Here is a 19,482-nt window from a genome sequence, read left to right as displayed (position 1 = left end):
ATCAATCGCCAAGGAACCTGTCATGACCCAAACCCCGCGCCAGATGAAACTTGGTGCCTTCCTGATGGCCACCGGGCACCACGTCGCTGCGTGGCGTCACCCCGAAGTGCCGGCCAACGCCGGCCTGGATTTCGGCCACTACAAGCAGCTGGCGCGCATCGCCGAGGCGGCGAAGTTCGACGCGCTGTTCGTGGCCGACAGCGTCGCTGCCGCCGAGGGTGACATCGCCAGTCGCATGGCCCGCTCGGACCACTTCGAGCCGCTGACCCTGCTCTCGGCCTTGAGCGCGGTGACCGAACGCATCGGCCTGATCGCCACCGCCACCACCAGCTACAACGAGCCGTACCACGTGGCGCGCAAATTCGCCTCGCTGGACCACCTCTCCGGCGGCCGCGCCGGCTGGAACCTGGTGACCTCGGACGCCGCCACCGAGGCCCTGAACTTCGGCCGCACCGAGCACATCAGCCACGCCGAACGCTATGCGCGGGCACGCGAGTTCCACCAGGTGGTCACCGGCCTGTGGGACAGCTGGGAAGACGACGCCTTCACCCGCGACAAGGCCAGCGGCCAGTACTACGACCCGGCCAAGCTGCACGTGCTCAATCACCAGGGCGAGCACTTCAAGGTCCGCGGCCCGCTGAACGTCGCCCGCTCGCCCCAGGGCCGGCCGGTGATCGTCCAGGCCGGCTCGTCGCAGACCGGCCTGGAGCTGGCCGCGCAGACCGCCGAAGTGGTGTTCACCGCGCAATCCTCCCTGGTCAAGGCACAAGCGTTCTACGCCGACCTCAAGGGCCGCCTGACGCGCTTCGGGCGCTCGGCCGACGCGCTGAAAATCATGCCGGGGACGTTTGTCGTGGTCGGCCAGAGCGAGAGCGAGGCGCGGGAGAAACATGAAACGTTCCAGGCACTGGTCGAACCCGAGGTCGGCGTCGCCCTGCTCGGACGCATGCTCGGCAACTTCGACCTGTCGGGCTATCCACTGGACGGCCCGCTACCCGAGCTGCCACTGACCGACAGCGGCCAGCAGAGCCGACAGCGGCTGCTGACCGAGCTGGCCGGCGCGGAAAACCTGACCCTGGCGCAACTGGGCAGGCGCATTGCCGGTGGGCGCGGGCACTACAGCCTGGTCGGTACACCGACGCAGATCGCCGACGAACTGCAGACCTGGTTCGAACAGGGCGCGGCAGACGGCTTCAACGTACTGGTACCGCACCTGCCGGGCGGGCTGGCGGACTTCGCTGCCGGTGTCGTCCCGGAGCTGCAGCGCCGCGGACTGTACCGAACCGAGTACCAGGGCAGCACGTTACGCGAGCATCTGGGCCTTGAGCGACCGAAAAACCGCTTCTCGCAACCCTTATAGAGCTGGCCGTGAGCCAGAACAACCCTTTTGAACCCAAAATTGATCATTTTTTGATCTGATCAAACCACCTAATCATACTTTTCCGTAATACGTACCATGTGTACTTGTAGTAAATTTTTGATTTCCCTAGAAATTGCTGGGCATAAAAGCTGTTTTACCAAGGGGTAAAAAATGACCAGGTATGTACTAATTTGTACTGAATCAAAAATGGCTTTCGAGGACGAATTCAAAGTCAAGCGCTAATTTCCGAAACCGTCAGAAACATGCCTGCCGGAAAATGTGCGCAAGCGACGGCAAGCCGGTACGAAATCCGCGGAACATGAAACGTTTCAGTCGCGGATCGAACCCGGAGCGGCCATGGCCTGTCCCAGAACTATGCTGATTGACCCGGACCACCATGAAGTGAGCGTTACCCTGTGAAATTTCCCGCGCCACAAGAGAGGATTCGATGACTTATCAAGCTGCCGAAAACCGCTACGACTCCATCCCCTACCGCCGCGTCGGCCGCAGCGGCCTGGTGCTGCCCGCGCTGTCCCTGGGCCTGTGGCACAACTTCGGCGACAGCACGCCGATCGACACCCAGCGCGCCCTGCTGCGTACCGCCTTCGACCTGGGCATCAACCACTTCGACCTGGCGAACAACTACGGCCCGCCCTATGGCAGCGCCGAGATCAATTTCGGTCGGTTGCTGCGCGAGGACTTCAGGCAGTACCGCGACGAACTGATCATCTCCAGCAAGGCCGGCTGGGACATGTGGCCGGGCCCCTACGGCCAGGGCGGCGGCTCGCGCAAATATGTGCTCGCCAGCCTCGACCAGAGCCTGCAGCGCATGGGCCTGGACTATGTGGACATCTTCTACTCGCACCGCTTCGACCCGGATACACCGTTGGAGGAAACCGCCAGCGCCCTGGCTACCGCCGTACAGCAGGGCAAGGCGCTGTACATTGGTATCTCGTCGTATTCCGGGGTGAAAACCCGCGAGATCGCGGCGCTGTTGAAAGAATGGAAAGTGCCGCTGCTGATCCACCAGCCAGCCTACAACCTGCTCAATCGCTGGGTGGAAAAGGACCTGCTGGACACCGTGGAGGAACTCGGTACCGGGGTGATCGCCTTCACCCCGCTGGCCCAGGGCCTGCTGACCGACAAGTACCTCAACGGCATCCCACAGGATGCGCGGATCAACCGCCCGGGTGGCGGCTCGTTGCGTGAATCGCACCTGTCGCAAGCGAACATCGCCCACGTACGGGCGCTCAACGAGATCGCCAAGGGGCGTGGCCAGAGCCTGGCGCAGCTGGCCCTGGCCTGGACCCTGCGTGACCCGCGGGTGACCTCGGCGCTGATCGGCGCGAGCCGGCCAGAGCAGATCGTCGAGAACGTCGGGGCGCTGAAGAACCTGGCATTCAGCCAGGAGGAACTGGCGGAGATCGACCGTTTCGCCCAGGAAGGCGGGATCAACCTGTGGGAGAAGCCGTCGTCAGCCGAATAATCGGCACCACTCCCTTGTAGGAGCGTGGCCTGCCCGCGAATGGGCCTTCAAGCCTTGCGGCGCCAGTGCCGGCGCTATCGCCAGCAAGCCGGCTCCCACAAGGGATAGCGCCGCGCACAAGACAGCTGCTCGACACAGGCCTCTGTGGGAGCCGGCTTGCCCGCGAAGCTCATGGCGTACGTTGGCGCACACGAATCAGCTAGCCTGGCGCAATCTCTGTGGGAGCCGGCTTGCTGGCGACAGGTAGATTGCTATCGTTCACAAGCCCCACAGAGGGCAGCCTCCAACGGAGCGCCTCCGGCACTCCTCAGGCCGCGTCGCGTTTCGGCTCGCGAATCCGGTACCACGCCACATACAGCGCCGGCAGGAACATCAGCGTCAGCACCGTCGCCACCACGATCCCGCCGATCATCGCGTAGGCCATCGGCCCCCAGAATACTTCCCGGGCAATCGGGATCATCCCCAGGCTCGCCGCCGCCGCCGTCAGCAGGATCGGCCGGCGCCGGTGTTCGGTCGCCTCCACCACTGCGTCCCACGGCTCGTAGCCGTTGCTTTCGTACTCATCGATCTGGGTCACCAGAATCACCGAGTTGCGGATGATGATGCCGATCAGCGCGAGGATCCCGAGAATCGCCACGAAGCCCATCGGCGTGCCCGTCGGCACCAGCGCCAGCACCACGCCGATCAGCCCCAGCGGCGCGACGCTGGCCACCAGGAACATCTTCTGCACGCTGTGCAACTGGATCATCAGGAAGGTCGCCATGAGGAACAGCATCAGCGGCACCACCTGGGCGATCGGTCCCTGGGCCTTGCCGCTCTCTTCCACCGTGCCGCCGGTGACCACCTTGTAGCCGACCGGCAAACCGGCGGAGAACTTGTCGATCTCGGGCTTCAGCTGTGCCACCAGGTCCGTCGGCTGGATGCCTCCACGCACCCCGGCCTTGAGGGTGATGGTCGGCAGGCGGTCACGCCGCCAGACCAGCGGCTGCTCCAGTTCGTAGCGCACCGTGGCGAACGCCAGCAGCGGGACCGAGGTGCCGCTGGGCGTGACGATCTGCAGGTTCTGCAGGGTCTCCGGCGTGCCCCGCTCGCTGTCCACCGCACGTCCGACCACGTTGATCAGGTAGATATCGTCCTTGACCTGGGTCACCGGAGCCCCGCTGACGATGGTGTTCATCAGCTTGGCCACGTCCTCGGACGACAGGCCGAACTGCCGCGCCTTGTCCTGGGCGATGTCGATGCGCAGGACCTTGCCCGGTTCGTTCCAGTCGTAGATGGTCTCGCCGACATTCGGGTTCCTGTCGAGGATCGTCGCCAGCTCGATGGCGTGCTTGCGCACCTGGTCGATGTCCTTGCCACTGACCCGATACTGCAACGGCCGCCCCACCGGCGGGCCCATCTCCAGGGTCTGGACGAAACTGCCGATACCGACGAAGTCGTCGCGCAGGCGCTTGTTCAGCCGGTCCATGAGCGCCGCGCGCTGCTCCAGGCCCTTGCTGACGATGACCAACTGCGCGTAGTAGGGGTTCTGCAACTGCTGATCGAGCGGCAGGTAGAAACGGATCGCGCCCTCGCCGATGTAGGTGCTCCAGCGCAGGATATCCGGGTCGTCCTTGAGACTGGCCTCCAGCCGGTCCACCGCCTTGCGGGTCTCGTTGATCGAGGCGTTCTGCGGCAGGTTGAGGTCCACCAGGATCTCCGGACGGTCCGAAGACGGGAAGAACTGGTTCTGCACGAAACGCATGCCGAACACCGACAGCGCGAAGATCAGCACCGTCAGGCCGATGGCCCACCAGCGATTGCGCAGCGACCACAGCAAGCCGGCATTGAAGGCCCGGGCCACCCGTCCGTTGCCGCTGTCGTGGGCCTTCACCTTCTCGCTGAGGATATGCACGCCGATCACCGGGGCGAACAGCACGGCGACGATCCACGACACCAGCATCGCCACCGCGATCACCGCGAACAGGGTGAAGGTGTACTCGCCGGCCGAACTGGCGTTGAGGCCGATGGGCACGAAGCCGGCGACCGTCACCAGGGTCCCGGTGAGCATCGGAAAGGCCGTGGAGGTGTAGGCGAAGGTCGCGGCCTGTTCCTTGCTGTCGCCCTTCTCCAGCCGCGTGACCATCATTTCCACGGTGATCATCGCATCGTCCACCAGCAGGCCGAGGGCGATGATCAGCGCACCGAGGGAAATCCGCTGCATGGTGATGCCGCTGTACTCCATGAACACGAAGACCATCGCCAGCACCAGCGGGATCGAGCAGGCCACCACCAGCCCGGCACGCAGGCCGAGGGCGACGAAGCTCACCACCAGGACGATGACCACCGCTTCGAACAGCGCGCTGGTGAAGCCGCCGACGGCCTTCTCCACCACCTCGGCCTGGTCGGAGACCTTGTGCACGCCCACGCCCACCGGCAGGTCGGCGGTGAGGCTGTCCATGCGCTCGTGCAGGGCCTTGCCGAATTCCTGGATGTTGCCGCCCTTCTTCATGGCGATCGCCAGGCCGATGGCGGTCTGGCCGTTGTAGCGGAACAGCGGGGTCGGCGGGTCGACGTAACCCCGGCTGATCTCGGCGATGTCCGCCAGCCGGTAGAAACGATCGTTGAGCTTGAGATTGACCGCCTGCAGATCCTTCTCCGAGGCATACTGCCCGGAAGCGCGCACGGAGATGCGCTCGGGGCCGGCCTCGATCACCCCGGCCGGGGTCACCGCGTTCTGCGATTGCAGGCTCTGCACCACCTGGCGCTGGTCGATGCCCAGGGCGGCCAGCTTGCGGGTGGAGAAGTTCAGGTAGAGCACCTCGTTCTGCTCGCCGATCATCTCGATCTTGCCCAGCCCCGGCACATCGCGGATCTGCGCGCGGACCTGCTCCACGTAGTCGCGCAGCTGGCGCATGGTCAGGCCGTCGCTGGTGAAGGCGTAGACCGAGCCGAACACATCGCCGAACTCGTCGTTGAAACCCGGGCCCTGGATGTCCTGGGGAAACTCGCCACGGATGTCGTCGATCTTCTTGCGCACCTGGTACCAGATCTGCGGAATGTCCTTGCCGCTGGTGGTGTCGCGCAGGAACACGAACACCGTCGACTCGCCGGGACGGGTGTAGCTCTTCACATAGTCGAGGGAGTCGAGTTCCTCGAGCTTCTTCTCGATACGGTCGGTGACCTGCTCCAGGGTCTCGTCCACCGTGGCGCCGGGCCACTGGGTCTGGATGATCATGGTCTTGATGGTGAAGGACGGGTCTTCCTCACGTCCCAGGTTGATGTAGGAGAACACCCCCATCAACAGTGCGACGAACATCAGGTACCAGACGAACGATTGGTGCTTGAGCGCCCACTCGGACAGGTTGAAGCTCCCTTTCATCGTGGGGTTTCCTCGTCGATTCTGACTTTCTGCCCGGGCTTGAGACTGTTCACCCCGGCGCTCACCACCTTCTCGCCGGCCTTGACGCCGGAGCCCACCAGCATCGTTTCACCATCGCGGCCGAGGACCTTCACCTCACGCGGCGTGACGGTCGAAGTCCGCGGGTCGATGACCCAGATCTGCGTCTTGCCCTGGCTCTCCCACAGTGCCGACAGCGGCAACTGGGTCCGCGGCTCGATGGCCGAACTCAGCGTGACGCTGATGGACGTACCCAGGCGAAACGCCGCCGGGGTGTCGGCCAGGGTCAGCCGGGCCCGCCGGGTACGGGTGGCACTGTCGGCCTGGGGCTCGATTTCACGCAGGCGGGCGGTGGTGTTGACGCTCGGATCGAGTTGACTGGCGACGCGGAACTCGACGCCTTCACGCAACTGGTCGGCCAGGGTGGCCGGCAGGTCGATCACCGCCTCCTTGATGTCCGGGCGCGCCAGCGTCACCACCTCCTGGCCGGCGCTGACCACCTGGCCGGCCTCGACCTTCCAGTCGGTGACCACCGCGGCGTGGTCGCTGCGCAGTTCGGTGTAGCCCAACTGGTCCCTGGCCTGGCCAACCGAGGCGCGGGCCTGTTCGAGGGAGGCGCCGGTGGTTTTCAGGTCGGTCTGGGCCACGTCCAGTTGCGCCTGGGCACCGACGCCACGGTCGAACAGTTCCTGCTGGCGGCGCGCGTTGGCCTGGGCATTGATCCATTGTGCCTCGATGCGCGACAGGTCGCCCTGGGCGGCGCGCAACTGGTTCTGCTGGTCGGTCGGATCGAGGCTGGCCAACAGGGCGCCCTGGGCTACCTCACTGCCGACATCGACATAACGCCGTGCGATGCGTCCCGAGACCCGGAAGCCCAGGGTGCTCTCGTAACGGGCCTGGATGCTCCCGGCAAAGCGCCCGAGACTCTGCACCGACTCAGGCCGGACCTCGATGAACAGCACCGGCCGCACCGGCTCCGGCGCGGGCTCCTGCTTCGAACAGGCGGCGACCAGCAGACCGCCGAGCAACAGCAGTGACAGTCGCTTCATGGCGCACGCCCTCCGGCTACCCGGGCCGGCGGCTGGGCGATCTCCACCAGCATGCCCGGGTGCAGCAGTTGTCCGCCGGCGACCACGACCCTCTCGCCCCCCTCCAGGCCCTCGCCGATCATCACATGCCCCGTCAGGTAGCGTGCGACCTTGACCTGGCGCAGGCTGACCTTGCCGGCCTCGTCCACCAGCCATACCGCCGGCTCGCTGACATCCTTGGTCAGGGCCGACCAGGGCAGTTCGATACTGGCCTTGGCCGGTGCCGTCACGGTGGCGCTGACCACCGAGCCGAGGTCCATACCCGCCGGCAACGGCTCCAGGGCGACCTTGACCTGCACCGTGCCGCTCTGGGCCGACACTGCGGGAGTCACCTCGCGGACCTTGCCCACCGCCTTGATCGCCGGGTTGTCGAGCAGGGTCACGGTGATCGGCTGGTCTTCCGGTGGTTCCACCAGCAACGACTCGTAGACATTGAACACCGCGTCGCGCTCGCCATCGCGGGCCAGGCTGAAAATCGGCATGGTCGCCTGCACCACCTGGCCGACCTCGGCCTGACGCGCGGTGATCACCCCGGGCGCCTCGGCGATCAGCGCGGTATAACCCAGTTGCTCACGGGCATTGGCCAGTTGCGCCTGGGCCGCGGTCAGCGCACTTTTGGCACTGAGCAGGCCGGCCTGGGCGGCATCGTATTCACTGCGGCTGGTGTAACCCTTGGGCAGGAGTTTCTGCTGGCGGACGAACGCCGCGCTGGTCTGCTGCACCCGCGCCTGCTGGGCGTTGACCTCGGCCTGGGCGCTGTCGACGTTGGTCTGCAGGTCCTTGGGATCGAGTTTGGCGAGCACCTGCCGGGCGGAGATCCGGGCGCCGACATCGACATTGCGCTGGATGATCTTGCCGCCGACCCGGAACGACAGATCGGTCTGTACCCGCGCCTGGATATCCCCGGTGAGGGTGACGGAAGCACCGAAATCCTTGCGCTGAACCTGTTCGACGAAGACACGCGGGCGCAACTGCTCCGGAGGTTTCTCACGCCCGCAACCGCTCAGGAGCGCCAGAAGCACCAAGGCTACTTCCCACTTCGTTCGACGCCCGTTCATACACGCTCCTTCGCGTAATGCTGACTCGCAGTGTCATTACGACTGATAGCGTATAACAGGGTTCCGTCCTTGCGCGACAGCTCCATCGTGGTAGCGAGCGGGCTTGCCCGACTACTCCATCGTCGTGGCGAGCGGGCTTGCCCGCGTTCGGCCGCGCAGCGGTCGTGAAGCCGGATACTCCGTAATCGCTGGCACACCGCGCAGGGAGCCTTGGGGCCGCTTCGCAGCCGAGCGTGGCGGTGCGGCGTTCCGACAAGCCCGCTCGCCACAAGAGTTGCGCTGTATCGATCCGGGTTATCGGGCACACTGTCGGCTCACTCGCCAGGACCCACCCCATGCTCAAGACCCTCGCCGTAGCCAACTACCGCTCGATCAACAAGCTGGTGGTGCCCCTCGACCGCCTGAACCTGATCACCGGCCCCAACGGCAGCGGCAAGTCCAACCTGTACCGCGCCCTGCGCCTGCTGGCGGAGACCGCCCAGGGCGGCGTGGTCAACGCGCTGGCTCGCGAAGGCGGGCTGGACTCGACCTTCTGGGCCGGGCCGGAAACGATCAGCCGGCGCATGCGCCAGGGTGAGGTCGAGGTGCAAGGCGTGGTGCGCCAGGGCGCCAAGCGCCTGCGCCTGGGCTTTGTCGGCGAGGACTTCAGCTACGCCATTTCCCTCGGCCTGCCGGAACCCAGCAACTCATGGTTCTCCCTCGACCCGCAAATCAAGCGCGAATGCATCTGGGCAAGCCCCGTGTATCGCCCGGCCAGCCTGCTGGTGGATCGTTCCGGTCCCATGGTCAAGGCTCGCGGGGAGCCGGGTTGGGAAGTGCTGGCGCAGCATACGCCGAGCTTCGACAGCCTGTTCGACCAGGTCGGCAACCTGCGTAGCTCGCCGGAAGTGCTGTTGCTGCGCGAGCATATTCGCGGCTGGCGCTTCTACGATCACTTTCGCAGCGATGCGGATGCGCCGGCGCGCCAGCCCCAGTTGGGCACGCGCACACCGGTGCTGCATCACGATGGTCGCGACCTGGCGGCCGCCCTGCGCACCATCATCGAAATTGGCGATCCGCAGGCGCTGCAGGAGGCGATCAGCGATGCGTTCCCCGGCTCACGGTTGGAGATTGCGGTTTCGCCGGGTGCCCGCTTCGCCATCGAGTTCCACCAGGACGGCCTGCTGCGACCGTTGTCCGCCGCCGAGCTATCGGACGGCACCCTGCGCTACCTGCTGCTGGTGGCCGCCCTGCTGACACCACGGCCGCCGACGCTGATGGTGCTGAACGAACCGGAAACCAGCCTGCACCCCGACCTGCTGCCGGCGCTGGCGCGCCTGATCGTTCGGGCCTCGCAGCGCTGCCAGGTGTGGGTGGTGTCCCATGCCAGCCGCCTGATCGCGGCCTTGCAGCAGGATCCGGCGTGCAATTCCATCGTGCTGGAAAAGCGGCTTGGCCAGACACAGATCGTCGGCCAGGGCCTGCTCGACGAACCGGCCTGGAAGTGGCCGGACTGACTGGCCGGTACCGCATTTGCCGGAAGGTCGACGGGCAGCTACTTTCCTTGCAGCGGGTACGGATCTTTTCCCCGGAAGAACGCTCCAAGCACGGACGAAAACGGCCAGCCTAGTGGCCACCCCATGACAAGGAAGACCCCATGGCCCAGGTACAAGCGCCGCAAAAGCTCGACCCAAAGGACATCGTGAAACTGCTGGTGGCGTTGCGCCGGGCGGTGAACGACCAGGCCGGTGCCCGCCTGGATTCGCGGAGCGCCCTTCGCGGATAAATCCGGCTCGGCTCCCACGGTTCTGCGGCGCTGCTCTCCTGGGGACACACTGTGGGAGCAGGCGGTCCGGCGCCCCGGTTTATCCGCGAAAGCGTCCTTCCAGCTACTACAAAAGTAACGCCTGACACTTTTGCACAGACCATAAAAAACGCCGACGCTGATCGCTCGTCGGCGTTCGAACCTTGAAGGGGTTGTCGGCGAATCAGAACGCCGGCAGCACCGCGCCCTTGTACTTCGAATCGATGAAGGCTTTCACCTCGGGGCTGGTCAGAGCCTTGGCCAGCTTCTGGATGGCGTCGCTGTTCTGGTTGTCCGGACGGGCCACCAGGAAGTTCACGTAAGGCGAGTCGGCACCCTCGATCAGCAGGGCATCCTTGGCAGGATTCAGGCCGGCTTCCAGCGCGTAGTTGGTGTTGATCATGTCCAGGTCGACCTGGTCCAGCACGCGCGGCAGCAGGGCCGATTCCAGCTCCTTGAACTTGAACTTGTGCGGGTTCTTGGCGATGTCTTTCGGCGTCGACAGGGCGTTTTTCGGATCTTTCAGCTCGATCAACCCCTTGCTCTGCAGCAGCAGCAGGGCGCGTCCGGCGTTGCTGCCTTCGTTAGGAATGGCGATGGTCGCGCCGTCCTTCAGCTCGGACAGGCTCTTGACTTTCTTCGAGTAGCCACCGAAAGGCTCGACGTGCACGCCGATCACGGTCACCAGATTGGTGCCCTTGCCCTTGTTGAAGCCATCCAGGTACGGCTTGGTCTGGAAGTAGTTGGCGTCCAGGTGTTTCTCGGCGACCTGGGTGTTGGGCTGTACGTAGTCGGTGAAGACCTTCACTTCCAGGTCCACGCCTTCTTTGGCGAGGGTCGGCTTGATCAGCTCGAGGATTTCCGCGTGCGGGATCGGCGTGGCCGCCACCACCAATTTTTCCCCAGCCTGGGCCAGGCCAGCGGTCAGAGCAGCCGCCAATGCGGTAAACAACAGAACCTTTTTCATGCAGTGTCCTTATCGAAAATCACCGTCGTCATCGACGACAGCCTGGAGAAGAGAGGTGCAAGCAATTTGATATCGCTTGCCTGAAATGGAAGATACCGGGATTTTTTATTCCCGAACAATACCTTTTATTCATCTTCATATTCCATTTTTCTCATACAGCCTTCCCGCCTTGCACCACGCTCCTACAGGGATGAGCAAGCCACAGGGAACGCACACGCCGCAGGAGGAATGAGCGCTCCACAGCATAGACGTTCGATCAATCCAGCAAGCGCTTGAGCGCCGCCCGCTCCTCTGGCGAGCTGCCGGCCAGCAGATGTTCGATCACCGCCAGCGGCTGCGGCAGGTTCAAATGCTCCGGCAGGATCTCATCACCGCTGCTGACCAGCAGGGCGAAGTGGATGACGTTCTCCAGCTCGCGGGTATTGCCCGGCCAACTGTGCCGCTCCAGGGCGCGCTGGGCGCTTTCGCTGATCAGCGGCACCGGCAGGCTCAACCGCTGGCTGTAGATGCCGAGGAAATATTCGGCCAAAGACAGGATGTCGCCCACCCGCTCGCGCAGCGCCGGCAGCTCCAGGCGGCCTTCGCTGAGGTAGCTGTAGAGCCGCTCGTGGAACTTGCCCGCCGCGACCGCCTGGGCCAGGTCGATGCTGGTCGCCGCGACCAGTCGCACATCCACCGGGCTCGGCTGGTGCGCGCCAACACGGGTCACCTCATGGTTCTCCAGGGCCGACAGCAGCTTGATCTGGATCGGCAACGGCAAATCGCCGATCTCGTCCAGGTACAGGGTGCCGCCGTTGGCCGAACCGAACCAGCCGGCGCGGCTGCTCGCCGAACCGCTGTGGGCACCGGCCGCATGACCGAACAGCTCGGCATCGGCATAGGTCGGGCTGATGGCGCCGCAGTTGACCGAGACGAACAGCCCGCCACGATCGCTGGCGCGGTGGATATGCCGGGCCAGCAACTCCTTGCCGCTGCCGGTCTCACCACGGATCAGCACCGGCAGCGCCTTGGGTGCCAGTTGTTCGAGCTCCTCGCGCAGTTGGCGCGAGCGCGGGTCGACGAACACCAGCGCCTTGGCGCGAATGCTCAGCGGGCTTTTTTCCGCGTCGGGAAAGGTCAGCAACGGCTGACCGAAGGTTTCATGCAGACTCATGACAGACTCCCGCCCGGCTCCGCCGGGCGGCGGGGGCGTTGAACGAAGAAAAGAATTCAGGCACGGCGCAGGGAATGTTGTTCCATGCGGGTTTGCAGGCGATACAGGTAGGCGAATCCCTGCTCCCAGCGCTGGTGGCCGGACTTGACGTTGATATGCCCGGCACCGCTGATGATGCCGGCTTCGGCGCCCCACTGGCGGGCCAGTTCCAGGGCACGCGGGGCACTGACCGCCGGGTCGTTGTCGGAGGCGACGACCTGGCTCGGGAACGGCAACGGTTCGCTGGGAATCGGCGCGAAATTACGCAACGCGGGGGCGCAGGCGGGCCGCTCGACATCGGCCGGGGCCACCAGCAACGCACCGTGGACCTGGTGCAGCAGGTGGGCCGGCGCGGTGCGCGCCCAATGGGCCACGGTGACGCACCCCAGGCTGTGGGCAATCAGGATCACTGGCGTGCTGTCGGCGGCAATGGCTTCGGCCAGGGCCGCCACCCAGTCTTCACGGCGCGGCGTCAGCCAGTCGGCCTGCTCCACCCGCGCGCTGTTGGGCAGGCTGTTCTGCCAGTGGGTTTGCCAATGATCTTCTGGCGATCCTTGCCAGCCCGGCACGATCAGATAACGAATCGACTCGTTGCGCATGGGGTACTCCTCCAGCGTGTGCGTTCCTGATCGAGTATAGGGAGGCGGGATATATTCGTTAAGGAATAAGAAGCTATTTATTAAGATCACAATGAAATATAAGAACCATCTGCCCCTCTCAAACGAACACCGCCCGCTGTAGGAGCGCGGCTTGTCGGGGTGGCGTCGAGGACGAGAAACAAAAAAGGGCCGCACCCTGCCAAGGAGACGGCCCGAGAAACACGAGGATCAGTTGTGTTCAGCGTGCGGTGATCACCGACAGCTTGGTGATGCCGGCCCGCTCGATGGAAGCCATGGCCCGCGCCACTTCGCCGTAGTTCACGCCATTGTCGGCCTGCAACTGCACGCGTAACTCCGGATCCTTGGCCTTGGCCGCCTGCAGGTTGGTTTCCAGCAGGTCGGGCTGGATCTCGTCCTTGTTGAGGAAGAACTTGCCGTTACCGTCGATGCTCACCACCAGCGGGTCCTTCTGCTCCACCGGCGCCACGGCTTCGGTCTTGGGCAGGTTGATCGGGATCGCGTTGGTCAAAAGCGGCGCGGTGACGATGAACACCACCAGCAGTACCAGCATCACGTCCACCAGCGGCGTGACGTTGATTTCGCTCAGCACTTCATCGCTGTCTTGAGTGGAGAAGGCCATGTCAGGACGCCTCCTTCACTTTCTGTGCAGCGCCCTGAGTGGCGCTCTTGTTCGCGGTCGGGTGTACCAGCACACGGAACGAGCTCTTCTGCGCCAGGCTGTAGAAGTCGTGGGCGAAGTCGTCGAGGTCGGCGGCGGTGAGCTTCAGCCGGCGCAGGAAGTAGTTGTAGACCAGCACCGCCGGCACGGCGACGGCGATCCCGACACCGGTCGCCACCAGCGCGGCACCGATCGGCCCGGCCACGGTTTCCAGGCTGGCGGAACCGGCGGCGCTGATGCCTTGCAGGGCTTCCATGATCCCCCACACGGTCCCGAACAAGCCAATGAACGGCGAGGTGCTGCCGATACTGGCGACCACCGCCAGGCCGGTTTCCAGCGAGCGCCGCTCACGCACGATCTGCTGGCGCAGGGCGCGTTCGAGACGATCCTGGTGATTGATCGCCTGGCTCAGGTCGGCGGCATGACTGCCGTCACCGACCTGGATTGCCGCATAGCCGGCCTGGGCCACGCGGGCGGCGGCGCCGGGTTGGGTTTCGCTCAGTTCGGCGGCCGAGTCGAGGCTGGAGGCGGCCCAGAACTGCTTGTGGAAGCGCCGATCCTGGCCCTTCAGGCGGCCGAACTGCAAGGCCTTGAGCAGGGCCAGGCCCCAGGTCGCGACGGAGAAGACCACCAGCAGCCAGATCACCGCGCTTTCGATGGATTGGAGTGGAGATGCCAGTAAACTCATGATGTATTCCCTCTTGAAACGTTAGCGCGTTGGCGGCCGGTCAGTGGATCTTGAAGTCGATGGGCACGCTGACCCAGCCGACCTGGGCGACATCGCCCTGTTTGGCAGGGACGAAGCTCCAACGCTTCACCGCTGCCAGGGCAGCGTCGTCGAGTTGCTGGCGACCACTGCTTTTCTGAATCTGGATCTCGCCCGGTTTGCCGCTGGCCAGGACCTGCACCCGCAACACCACCGTGCCTTCCCAACCGCGACGCTGGGCCAGCGACGGGTATTCCGGCGCCGGGTTCTTCAGGTACGCGGCGTTGGCCGAAGCCGGGGTCACCGGAGCGGGTGCGGGGGGGGCCGACGGCGCAGCTGGGGCAGCCGGCTGTGGCGGAGCCGGTGGCTGCTCGACCGGTTTGGGCGCCGGCTTCGGCTCGGGCTTTGGCACCGGTTTCGGCTTGGGTTTCGGAATCGGCTTGGGCGGCGCCGGCTTGGCCGCCAGTTCGTCGACCACCGGAGGGGGTTGCTCAACGACCGGCGGCGGCGGAACCGGTGGCGGCGGTTCGACCACAGGCGGGGCCGGCTGGGAGAACTCGATGGTCATTGGCGGGATTTCCGGCGGCACCACCGGCAACACCGGGGTCTGCTGCTGGCTCAGCCAGTAGATCACCGCACCATGCAGCACCAGGGCGAACGCCCCGAGCAATACCGCCTCGCGCCGGCTGAGAATGCCCTGGGGGGCTTTCTGCAGGCGCAGTTGCCCCAGCGGCGCACGGTGCGGCCGGCCGATATCGACCAACTCGCCACCCGGTGCCTGGCGCCAGGGCACCTCGTGTGCACTGGCAGCGGTCTGGACATTGCCCATTGAATCACTCCTGCGGTCTTCAGCTAGAAATCGTCGCGGCGCGCTGTGGCGGCGTCGAGGTGCCGATGATCCCCGGAGCCTGCTTAGTCCATAAAGTAATCTTTGAAGTTATAGATATACCCGAAACGAATATCAGTTTTCGCCAATCCGCGCAAAACCATGTGTTTCAAGGGCTGTAGCCGATCGACGAAAAACCGATGCTTTTCAGGCATGAAAAATATTCCCGCAAGGCATGAAGTCGAGCCTCGAAAACCGCTGCGACGGGCAAAGGTAATGTGCACGACAAGTATCGGCCGTTGGATACTCAACACCGACGGACATAATGGAGGAGGGGAAAAGGGGGACAGGAACGACTTAAAGACAGCAAAACTTTATTTTGCATCAGAAACAACAAAACATACCGCCGACGGCGCCACCCGGCAAATGGAAAGTTCCACTTGCGCGAGGACTTCCCCGGCAGTATGTCGCGGTGCTTTTATTACTGTTTGACGAACTCGCCACCCAGGCCGACCACTTCACCGTCAAAGGTGGTTCGCGACCCGCTGGCTCTCAGTTTCGCGTAGTTGTGGTCCGGCGAGAATGCCGCGAAGGTAACGTAGCCGTGACCATCGTTGTAGCCGGTGAAGGCGATGATCGTAGGCTGGCCAGTGCTGTTCTGGAAGTGGTAATGCCCGGTGACGTTGTAGTTCACCCCCGCCTGGGTGATCTGTCCACTGAAGGAACCGTTGGCGTCGTTGCCGTCGGTAACCACCAGCTTGGCGTTCGAGTTCGAGTTCACATAAGTTCCATTGATGCTCGACATGATGCGTGCTCCTTATGTCGTTAATAGACTCTTCCGATGAAAGTGAGCCTCTCCTGAAACTCACGGATTCCAGAATGGTCGGACTTTTAGTTTCTGTCCAATACGCCACCACGTTATTTTCCAATCGATTGGCTATATGCACTATTTAAGTTGTGAATAACTTATTGCCCTGCGTTGTTTCATGACAACCGACATGCCATTGCGATGGATCAGAAATCATAACGCCCGGTAACTCCGAGGGTCCGCGGCGTACCGAGCAGGCCCTCATAGCCACCGTTGCTGGCGGTCCAGAGGGTGGTGTAGTAGGTCTTGTCGAAGGCGTTCTTCAGCCACAGCGAGATGTCCCACTGGCCCTGGTTGAGATCGCCACGCAGGCCAGTGGAAAGGTTGACCACGGCGTAGCTGGGGATCTGCCCATAGGCGGAGTCCTCGACCGTGCCGACCGCCTTGGAGCGGAACGCATAGCTGGCGGTGACGTAGGGCTCCAGGCCGTTGTCCAGGTTCCACTTGTACTCGCCGTTGGCATTGGCGATCCATTTCGAGGCGCCGACCACCTGGTGCCCGGTGAGGTCGCAGGAGGCCGGGGCGCCCGGGCGCAGGCTGACTTCCGGCGGGCATGGCGCATCCTTATAGGACAGGTACCGCACATCGTTGTAGGAACCGTTGAGGTTGAGCGTCAGCCCACGCACGGGAACCAGCGTGCTCTCGACTTCCACCCCGCGTGAGCGCACCGAACCGGCGTTGGTCAGGTATTGCACGCGGTTGGCGTCATCGTAGGCGTTGGTCTGATAGCCGTTGACCTGGGTCCAGAACAGGTTGGCGTTGAGCTGCAGGCGCTTGTCCCACAGGGTGCTCTTGAAGCCCAGTTCGGCGTTGTTCGCCCGTTCGGTGCCGATCAGCAGCGAGTCGGCGCCAGCGGTGGGGGCCGAGCCCACCGCCAGGTTCACCCCGCCGGATTTCTCGCCGTGGGACAGGGTCGCGTAGCCGAGCAGGTCGTCGGTGAAGCGATAGCTCAGGTTGAGCAGGCCGGAGGGGCTGGTGCTGTACTGGCTCAGGTTACCGGAGTCGTAGGCACCGGTACGGGCACGTCGGGCGGTGGCGGCGGCACCGGTGACCGCATCGCCGCCAATCGGTGCATCACGGCTCACCCAGGCGCTTTTCTCCTCGTAGCTGCCGCGCAGGCCGGCGGTGAAGTCCAGGCGCTCGGTCAGGTGCCAGGTGCCCTGGGCGAACAGCGCGAAGCTGTCGGTCTCGATATGCCCGTTGCCGATACTGGTGACGTTGTTCAGCGCGCCGGTGGCGGTGCCGTTCCAGATATCGGCCTGCGGCCCATAGTAGTTGAAGCTCTTGTTATCGAGCTTGGAGCCGAAGTAGTAGGCCCCCAGCACGTAGTCGAAGAAGCCGCCGGTGGGCGATGCCAGGCGGATCTCCTGGGACCACTGCTTGTCCTCCACCGAGACCCCGGCGTTGTAGTACGCGGTCGTGTTGAGGCCATCGTCGTTGCGCGGGGTGAAGTTCCACCAGCGATAGGAACTGACCGAGGTCAGGGTGAAGTCGTTGGGCAGGGTCCAGTTGGCCTCCAGGGAATTGCCGCCCTGGAACACCGTGACCCGCTGCTGGCCATTGAGATTGACCTTGCGGTCCGCGCCGTTGACCAGGGTCGCCCCGGCGGCAGTGGCCCGCGACTGGTAGAGGTTGACGCCGTTGATGGTCGGTCCGGTGCTGTACAGCACGCGGGTCCCGGCGCTGGAGTCCTCCTCGTTATAGTCGCCGATCCAGCGCAGATTGAAATTCTCGTTGGGCTTGAACAGCAGTTGCGCACGGAATCCATCGCGCGCGCCGCCGTTGAGGTCATGACCGTCGTACTCGTTCCTGATGTCGCCATCGCTGCGGGTGCGGTAGACCGACAGGCGCCCGGCCAACTGGTCGTTGATCGGCCCGGAAATGCTGCCCTTGGTCTGGAAGTAGCCGTCCTCGCCCACCGAGGCCTCGATGCTGCGTTCCGGAGTGAAACTCGGCGCGCGGGTGTTGATGTTGATCACCCCCGCCGTGGTGTTCTTGCCGAACAGCGTGCCTTGCGGGCCACGCAGCACTTCCAGCTGTTCGATGTCCATCAGGTCGAACACCGCCATGCCCGGCCGCCCCAGGTAGACGTTGTCGATGTACAGCCCGACGCTGCCTTCCAGGCCGTCGCTGGCCGGGTTGTTGCCCAGGCCGCGGATCGACACGCTGGACTGGCGCGCATGCATGTAGGCGACGTTGACGCTGGGCACCAGTTGCTGCAGGTCCTGGATGCGGTAGACGCGCTGGCTCTCCAGGGCCTGGCCGCTGACCACGCTGATCGGCGTCGGCACGCTCTGCGAACTTTCCTCACGGCGCCGGGCGGTAACGGTCACGGTTTCCAACCGGCCGCTGTCAGCCTTGGGCTTGCTGGCGCTGACGGCGGGAGGGGTGTCCTGCGGGGCCTCGCTCTCGGCGGCGTGGCCCAGCGACCAGCTGGCGCTACCCGCCAGCAACAGGGCCAGGGGCAGGCGCTTGAGCCGTCGTGAAGGGTGGTGCACGGAAAGATCGGACGAAGTCATGGACGGCTCCTGGTCAAAAAATATACATCCCGTATATTCTTTAAAGTTATTTATTTATATTTTTACAAAGATTTACTGCATAAGAGATTGCCTTTATAAGGAGTCGAGCGGATGCATAGCCAATGCATTTCCCCGATATTTTTTATGTGAAAAATGCATATCGATCTGCGCCAACTGCGCCACTTCATCGCCCTCGTCGAACACCGCAGCTTCGTCGCCGCAGCATTGGCGGTGAACCTGTCGCAATCGGCCTTCAGCCGCAGCATCCAGGCCCTGGAGCACAGTGCCGGCTGCCAGTTGGTGGATCGCGGACGCAAGGACCTGGCCCCGACCAAGCAGGGCCAGGTCCTGCTCGAACACGCCCGGCGGCTGGTCAGTGGTGCCCAGCAACTGGCCAACGAGATCAGCCAGTTCAACGGCCTGGAGGCCGGCGAGTTGCGCTTCGGTTGCGGCCCGGCGCCCGCCTCGGGGCTGATCCCCCGGGCGATCGGCCACTTCATCGGCCACTACCCCAAGGCCCGGGTGCAGTTTCAGGTGGATGACTGGCAGAGCCTGGGCAAGCGGCTGCTCAATGACGAGTTCGAGTTTTTCGTTGCCGATACCCGTTACTTCGAGGCCAATCCGGACTACCAGACCCAGCGCCTGCGGGCACGCCGCTGGCATTTCTGCTGCCGCGCCGGACACCCGCTGGCGGAACGGGACAGCGTGACGGCAGAGCAGTTGCTGAGCTATCCGCTGGCCTCGACGATTCGCCCGCCGAACCTGCGCAAGGTGATCGCCGACCTCAGCGGCCGGCCGGATTTCACCCCGCAGGTGGAATGCGAAAGCGCCTTCAGCCTGCTCGGCGTGGTGTTGCGCTCGGATGCCATCGGCATCTGCGGGGAGAACAGCGATGCCTGGGAATATGCCCGCGGCGAGCTGGTGCGGCTGAGGGTCGAGGGGTTGGCCGATGACCTGGAGGAGCTGTACACC

The 19,482-nt window shown here is 64.2% G+C and carries 16 protein-coding genes; 5 read left to right on the top strand and 11 right to left on the bottom strand.

What is annotated here, in order from left to right; all coding sequences use genetic code 11:
* The first annotated feature begins 22 nt into the window (after positions 1-22).
* Entirely contained in the window at positions 23-1,360 is a 1,338-nt protein-coding gene (locus K675_RS0102780; protein WP_017901984.1) for an LLM class flavin-dependent oxidoreductase, read from the top strand.
* Between the two features lie 448 nt (positions 1,361-1,808).
* Positions 1,809-2,846: an L-glyceraldehyde 3-phosphate reductase gene (gene mgrA, locus K675_RS0102775; RefSeq protein WP_017901983.1), complete on the top strand. Its 1,038-nt coding sequence runs from the start codon at positions 1,809-1,811 to the stop codon at positions 2,844-2,846.
* 307 nt (positions 2,847-3,153) lie between these two features.
* Here mgrA and K675_RS0102770 read toward each other — a convergent pair whose 3' ends face one another.
* From K675_RS0102770 to K675_RS0102760, 3 genes are read right to left on the bottom strand one after another with little or no spacing between them, the layout of a single operon-like run.
* Positions 3,154-6,207 (bottom strand): efflux RND transporter permease subunit, encoded by a 3,054-nt coding sequence (locus K675_RS0102770; RefSeq protein ID WP_017901982.1) that lies wholly within the window; start codon positions 6,205-6,207, stop codon positions 3,154-3,156.
* Complete coding sequence (locus K675_RS0102765) at positions 6,204-7,274, bottom strand: efflux RND transporter periplasmic adaptor subunit (protein WP_017901981.1); 1,071 nt, start codon at positions 7,272-7,274, stop codon at positions 6,204-6,206. Before K675_RS0102765 ends, K675_RS0102770 begins: the two co-directional genes overlap by 4 nt.
* Positions 7,271-8,371, bottom strand: coding sequence for an efflux RND transporter periplasmic adaptor subunit (locus K675_RS0102760; protein ID WP_017901980.1), 1,101 nt, complete (start codon positions 8,369-8,371; stop codon positions 7,271-7,273). Before K675_RS0102760 ends, K675_RS0102765 begins: the two co-directional genes overlap by 4 nt.
* Before the next feature lie 335 nt (positions 8,372-8,706).
* On the opposite strand from K675_RS0102760, the gene K675_RS0102755 reads away from it, so the two are divergent.
* Both K675_RS0102755 and K675_RS33870 read left to right on the top strand, forming a co-directional pair.
* Complete coding sequence (locus tag K675_RS0102755) at positions 8,707-9,867, top strand: AAA family ATPase (RefSeq protein WP_017901979.1); 1,161 nt, start codon at positions 8,707-8,709, stop codon at positions 9,865-9,867.
* Between the two features lie 140 nt (positions 9,868-10,007).
* On the top strand, positions 10,008-10,136 hold the full coding sequence (locus tag K675_RS33870; protein WP_017901978.1) for a hypothetical protein: 129 nt from the start codon (positions 10,008-10,010) through the stop codon (positions 10,134-10,136).
* 202 nt (positions 10,137-10,338) lie between these two features.
* Here K675_RS33870 and K675_RS0102745 read toward each other — a convergent pair whose 3' ends face one another.
* The 8 genes from K675_RS0102745 to K675_RS0102705 form a co-directional block, all read right to left on the bottom strand.
* Positions 10,339-11,121: a MetQ/NlpA family ABC transporter substrate-binding protein gene (locus tag K675_RS0102745; protein WP_017901977.1), complete on the bottom strand. Its 783-nt coding sequence runs from the start codon at positions 11,119-11,121 to the stop codon at positions 10,339-10,341.
* A 256-nt stretch (positions 11,122-11,377) separates the two neighbouring features.
* Positions 11,378-12,274, bottom strand: coding sequence for a sigma 54-interacting transcriptional regulator (locus tag K675_RS0102740; RefSeq protein ID WP_017901976.1), 897 nt, complete (start codon positions 12,272-12,274; stop codon positions 11,378-11,380).
* 56 nt (positions 12,275-12,330) lie between these two features.
* Positions 12,331-12,912, bottom strand: coding sequence for an alpha/beta hydrolase (locus K675_RS0102735; protein WP_017901975.1), 582 nt, complete (start codon positions 12,910-12,912; stop codon positions 12,331-12,333).
* Between the two features lie 238 nt (positions 12,913-13,150).
* Positions 13,151-13,552, bottom strand: a complete 402-nt coding sequence (locus K675_RS0102730) for an ExbD/TolR family protein (RefSeq protein ID WP_017901974.1) — start codon at positions 13,550-13,552, stop codon at positions 13,151-13,153.
* A gap of 1 nt (position 13,553) precedes the next feature.
* Entirely contained in the window at positions 13,554-14,279 is a 726-nt protein-coding gene (locus K675_RS0102725; RefSeq protein WP_017901973.1) for a MotA/TolQ/ExbB proton channel family protein, read from the bottom strand.
* Between the two features lie 40 nt (positions 14,280-14,319).
* On the bottom strand, positions 14,320-15,126 hold the full coding sequence (locus tag K675_RS0102720) for an energy transducer TonB (protein WP_017901972.1): 807 nt from the start codon (positions 15,124-15,126) through the stop codon (positions 14,320-14,322).
* 478 nt (positions 15,127-15,604) lie between these two features.
* The gene (locus tag K675_RS0102710; RefSeq protein ID WP_017901970.1) at positions 15,605-15,928 is read right to left on the bottom strand and encodes a hypothetical protein; all 324 of its coding nucleotides are present in this window, start codon (positions 15,926-15,928) and stop codon (positions 15,605-15,607) included.
* Positions 15,929-16,137: 209 nt separating this feature from the next.
* On the bottom strand, positions 16,138-18,510 hold the full coding sequence (locus tag K675_RS0102705; protein WP_017901969.1) for a TonB-dependent receptor: 2,373 nt from the start codon (positions 18,508-18,510) through the stop codon (positions 16,138-16,140).
* Positions 18,511-18,663: 153 nt separating this feature from the next.
* Between K675_RS0102705 and K675_RS0102700 the strand changes: the two genes are divergently transcribed.
* Positions 18,664-19,482: LysR family transcriptional regulator (locus tag K675_RS0102700; RefSeq protein ID WP_017901968.1), on the top strand; the 819-nt coding region annotated here is incomplete at its 3' end.

Origin of the sequence: Pseudomonas fuscovaginae SE-1 (genome assembly GCF_000364705.1) — a bacterium.
Lineage (GTDB): Bacteria > Pseudomonadota > Gammaproteobacteria > Pseudomonadales > Pseudomonadaceae > Aquipseudomonas > Aquipseudomonas fuscovaginae_A.
The sequence above is the reverse complement of the archived record's forward strand: the minus strand, read 5'-3'. Positions and strand labels throughout refer to the sequence as shown.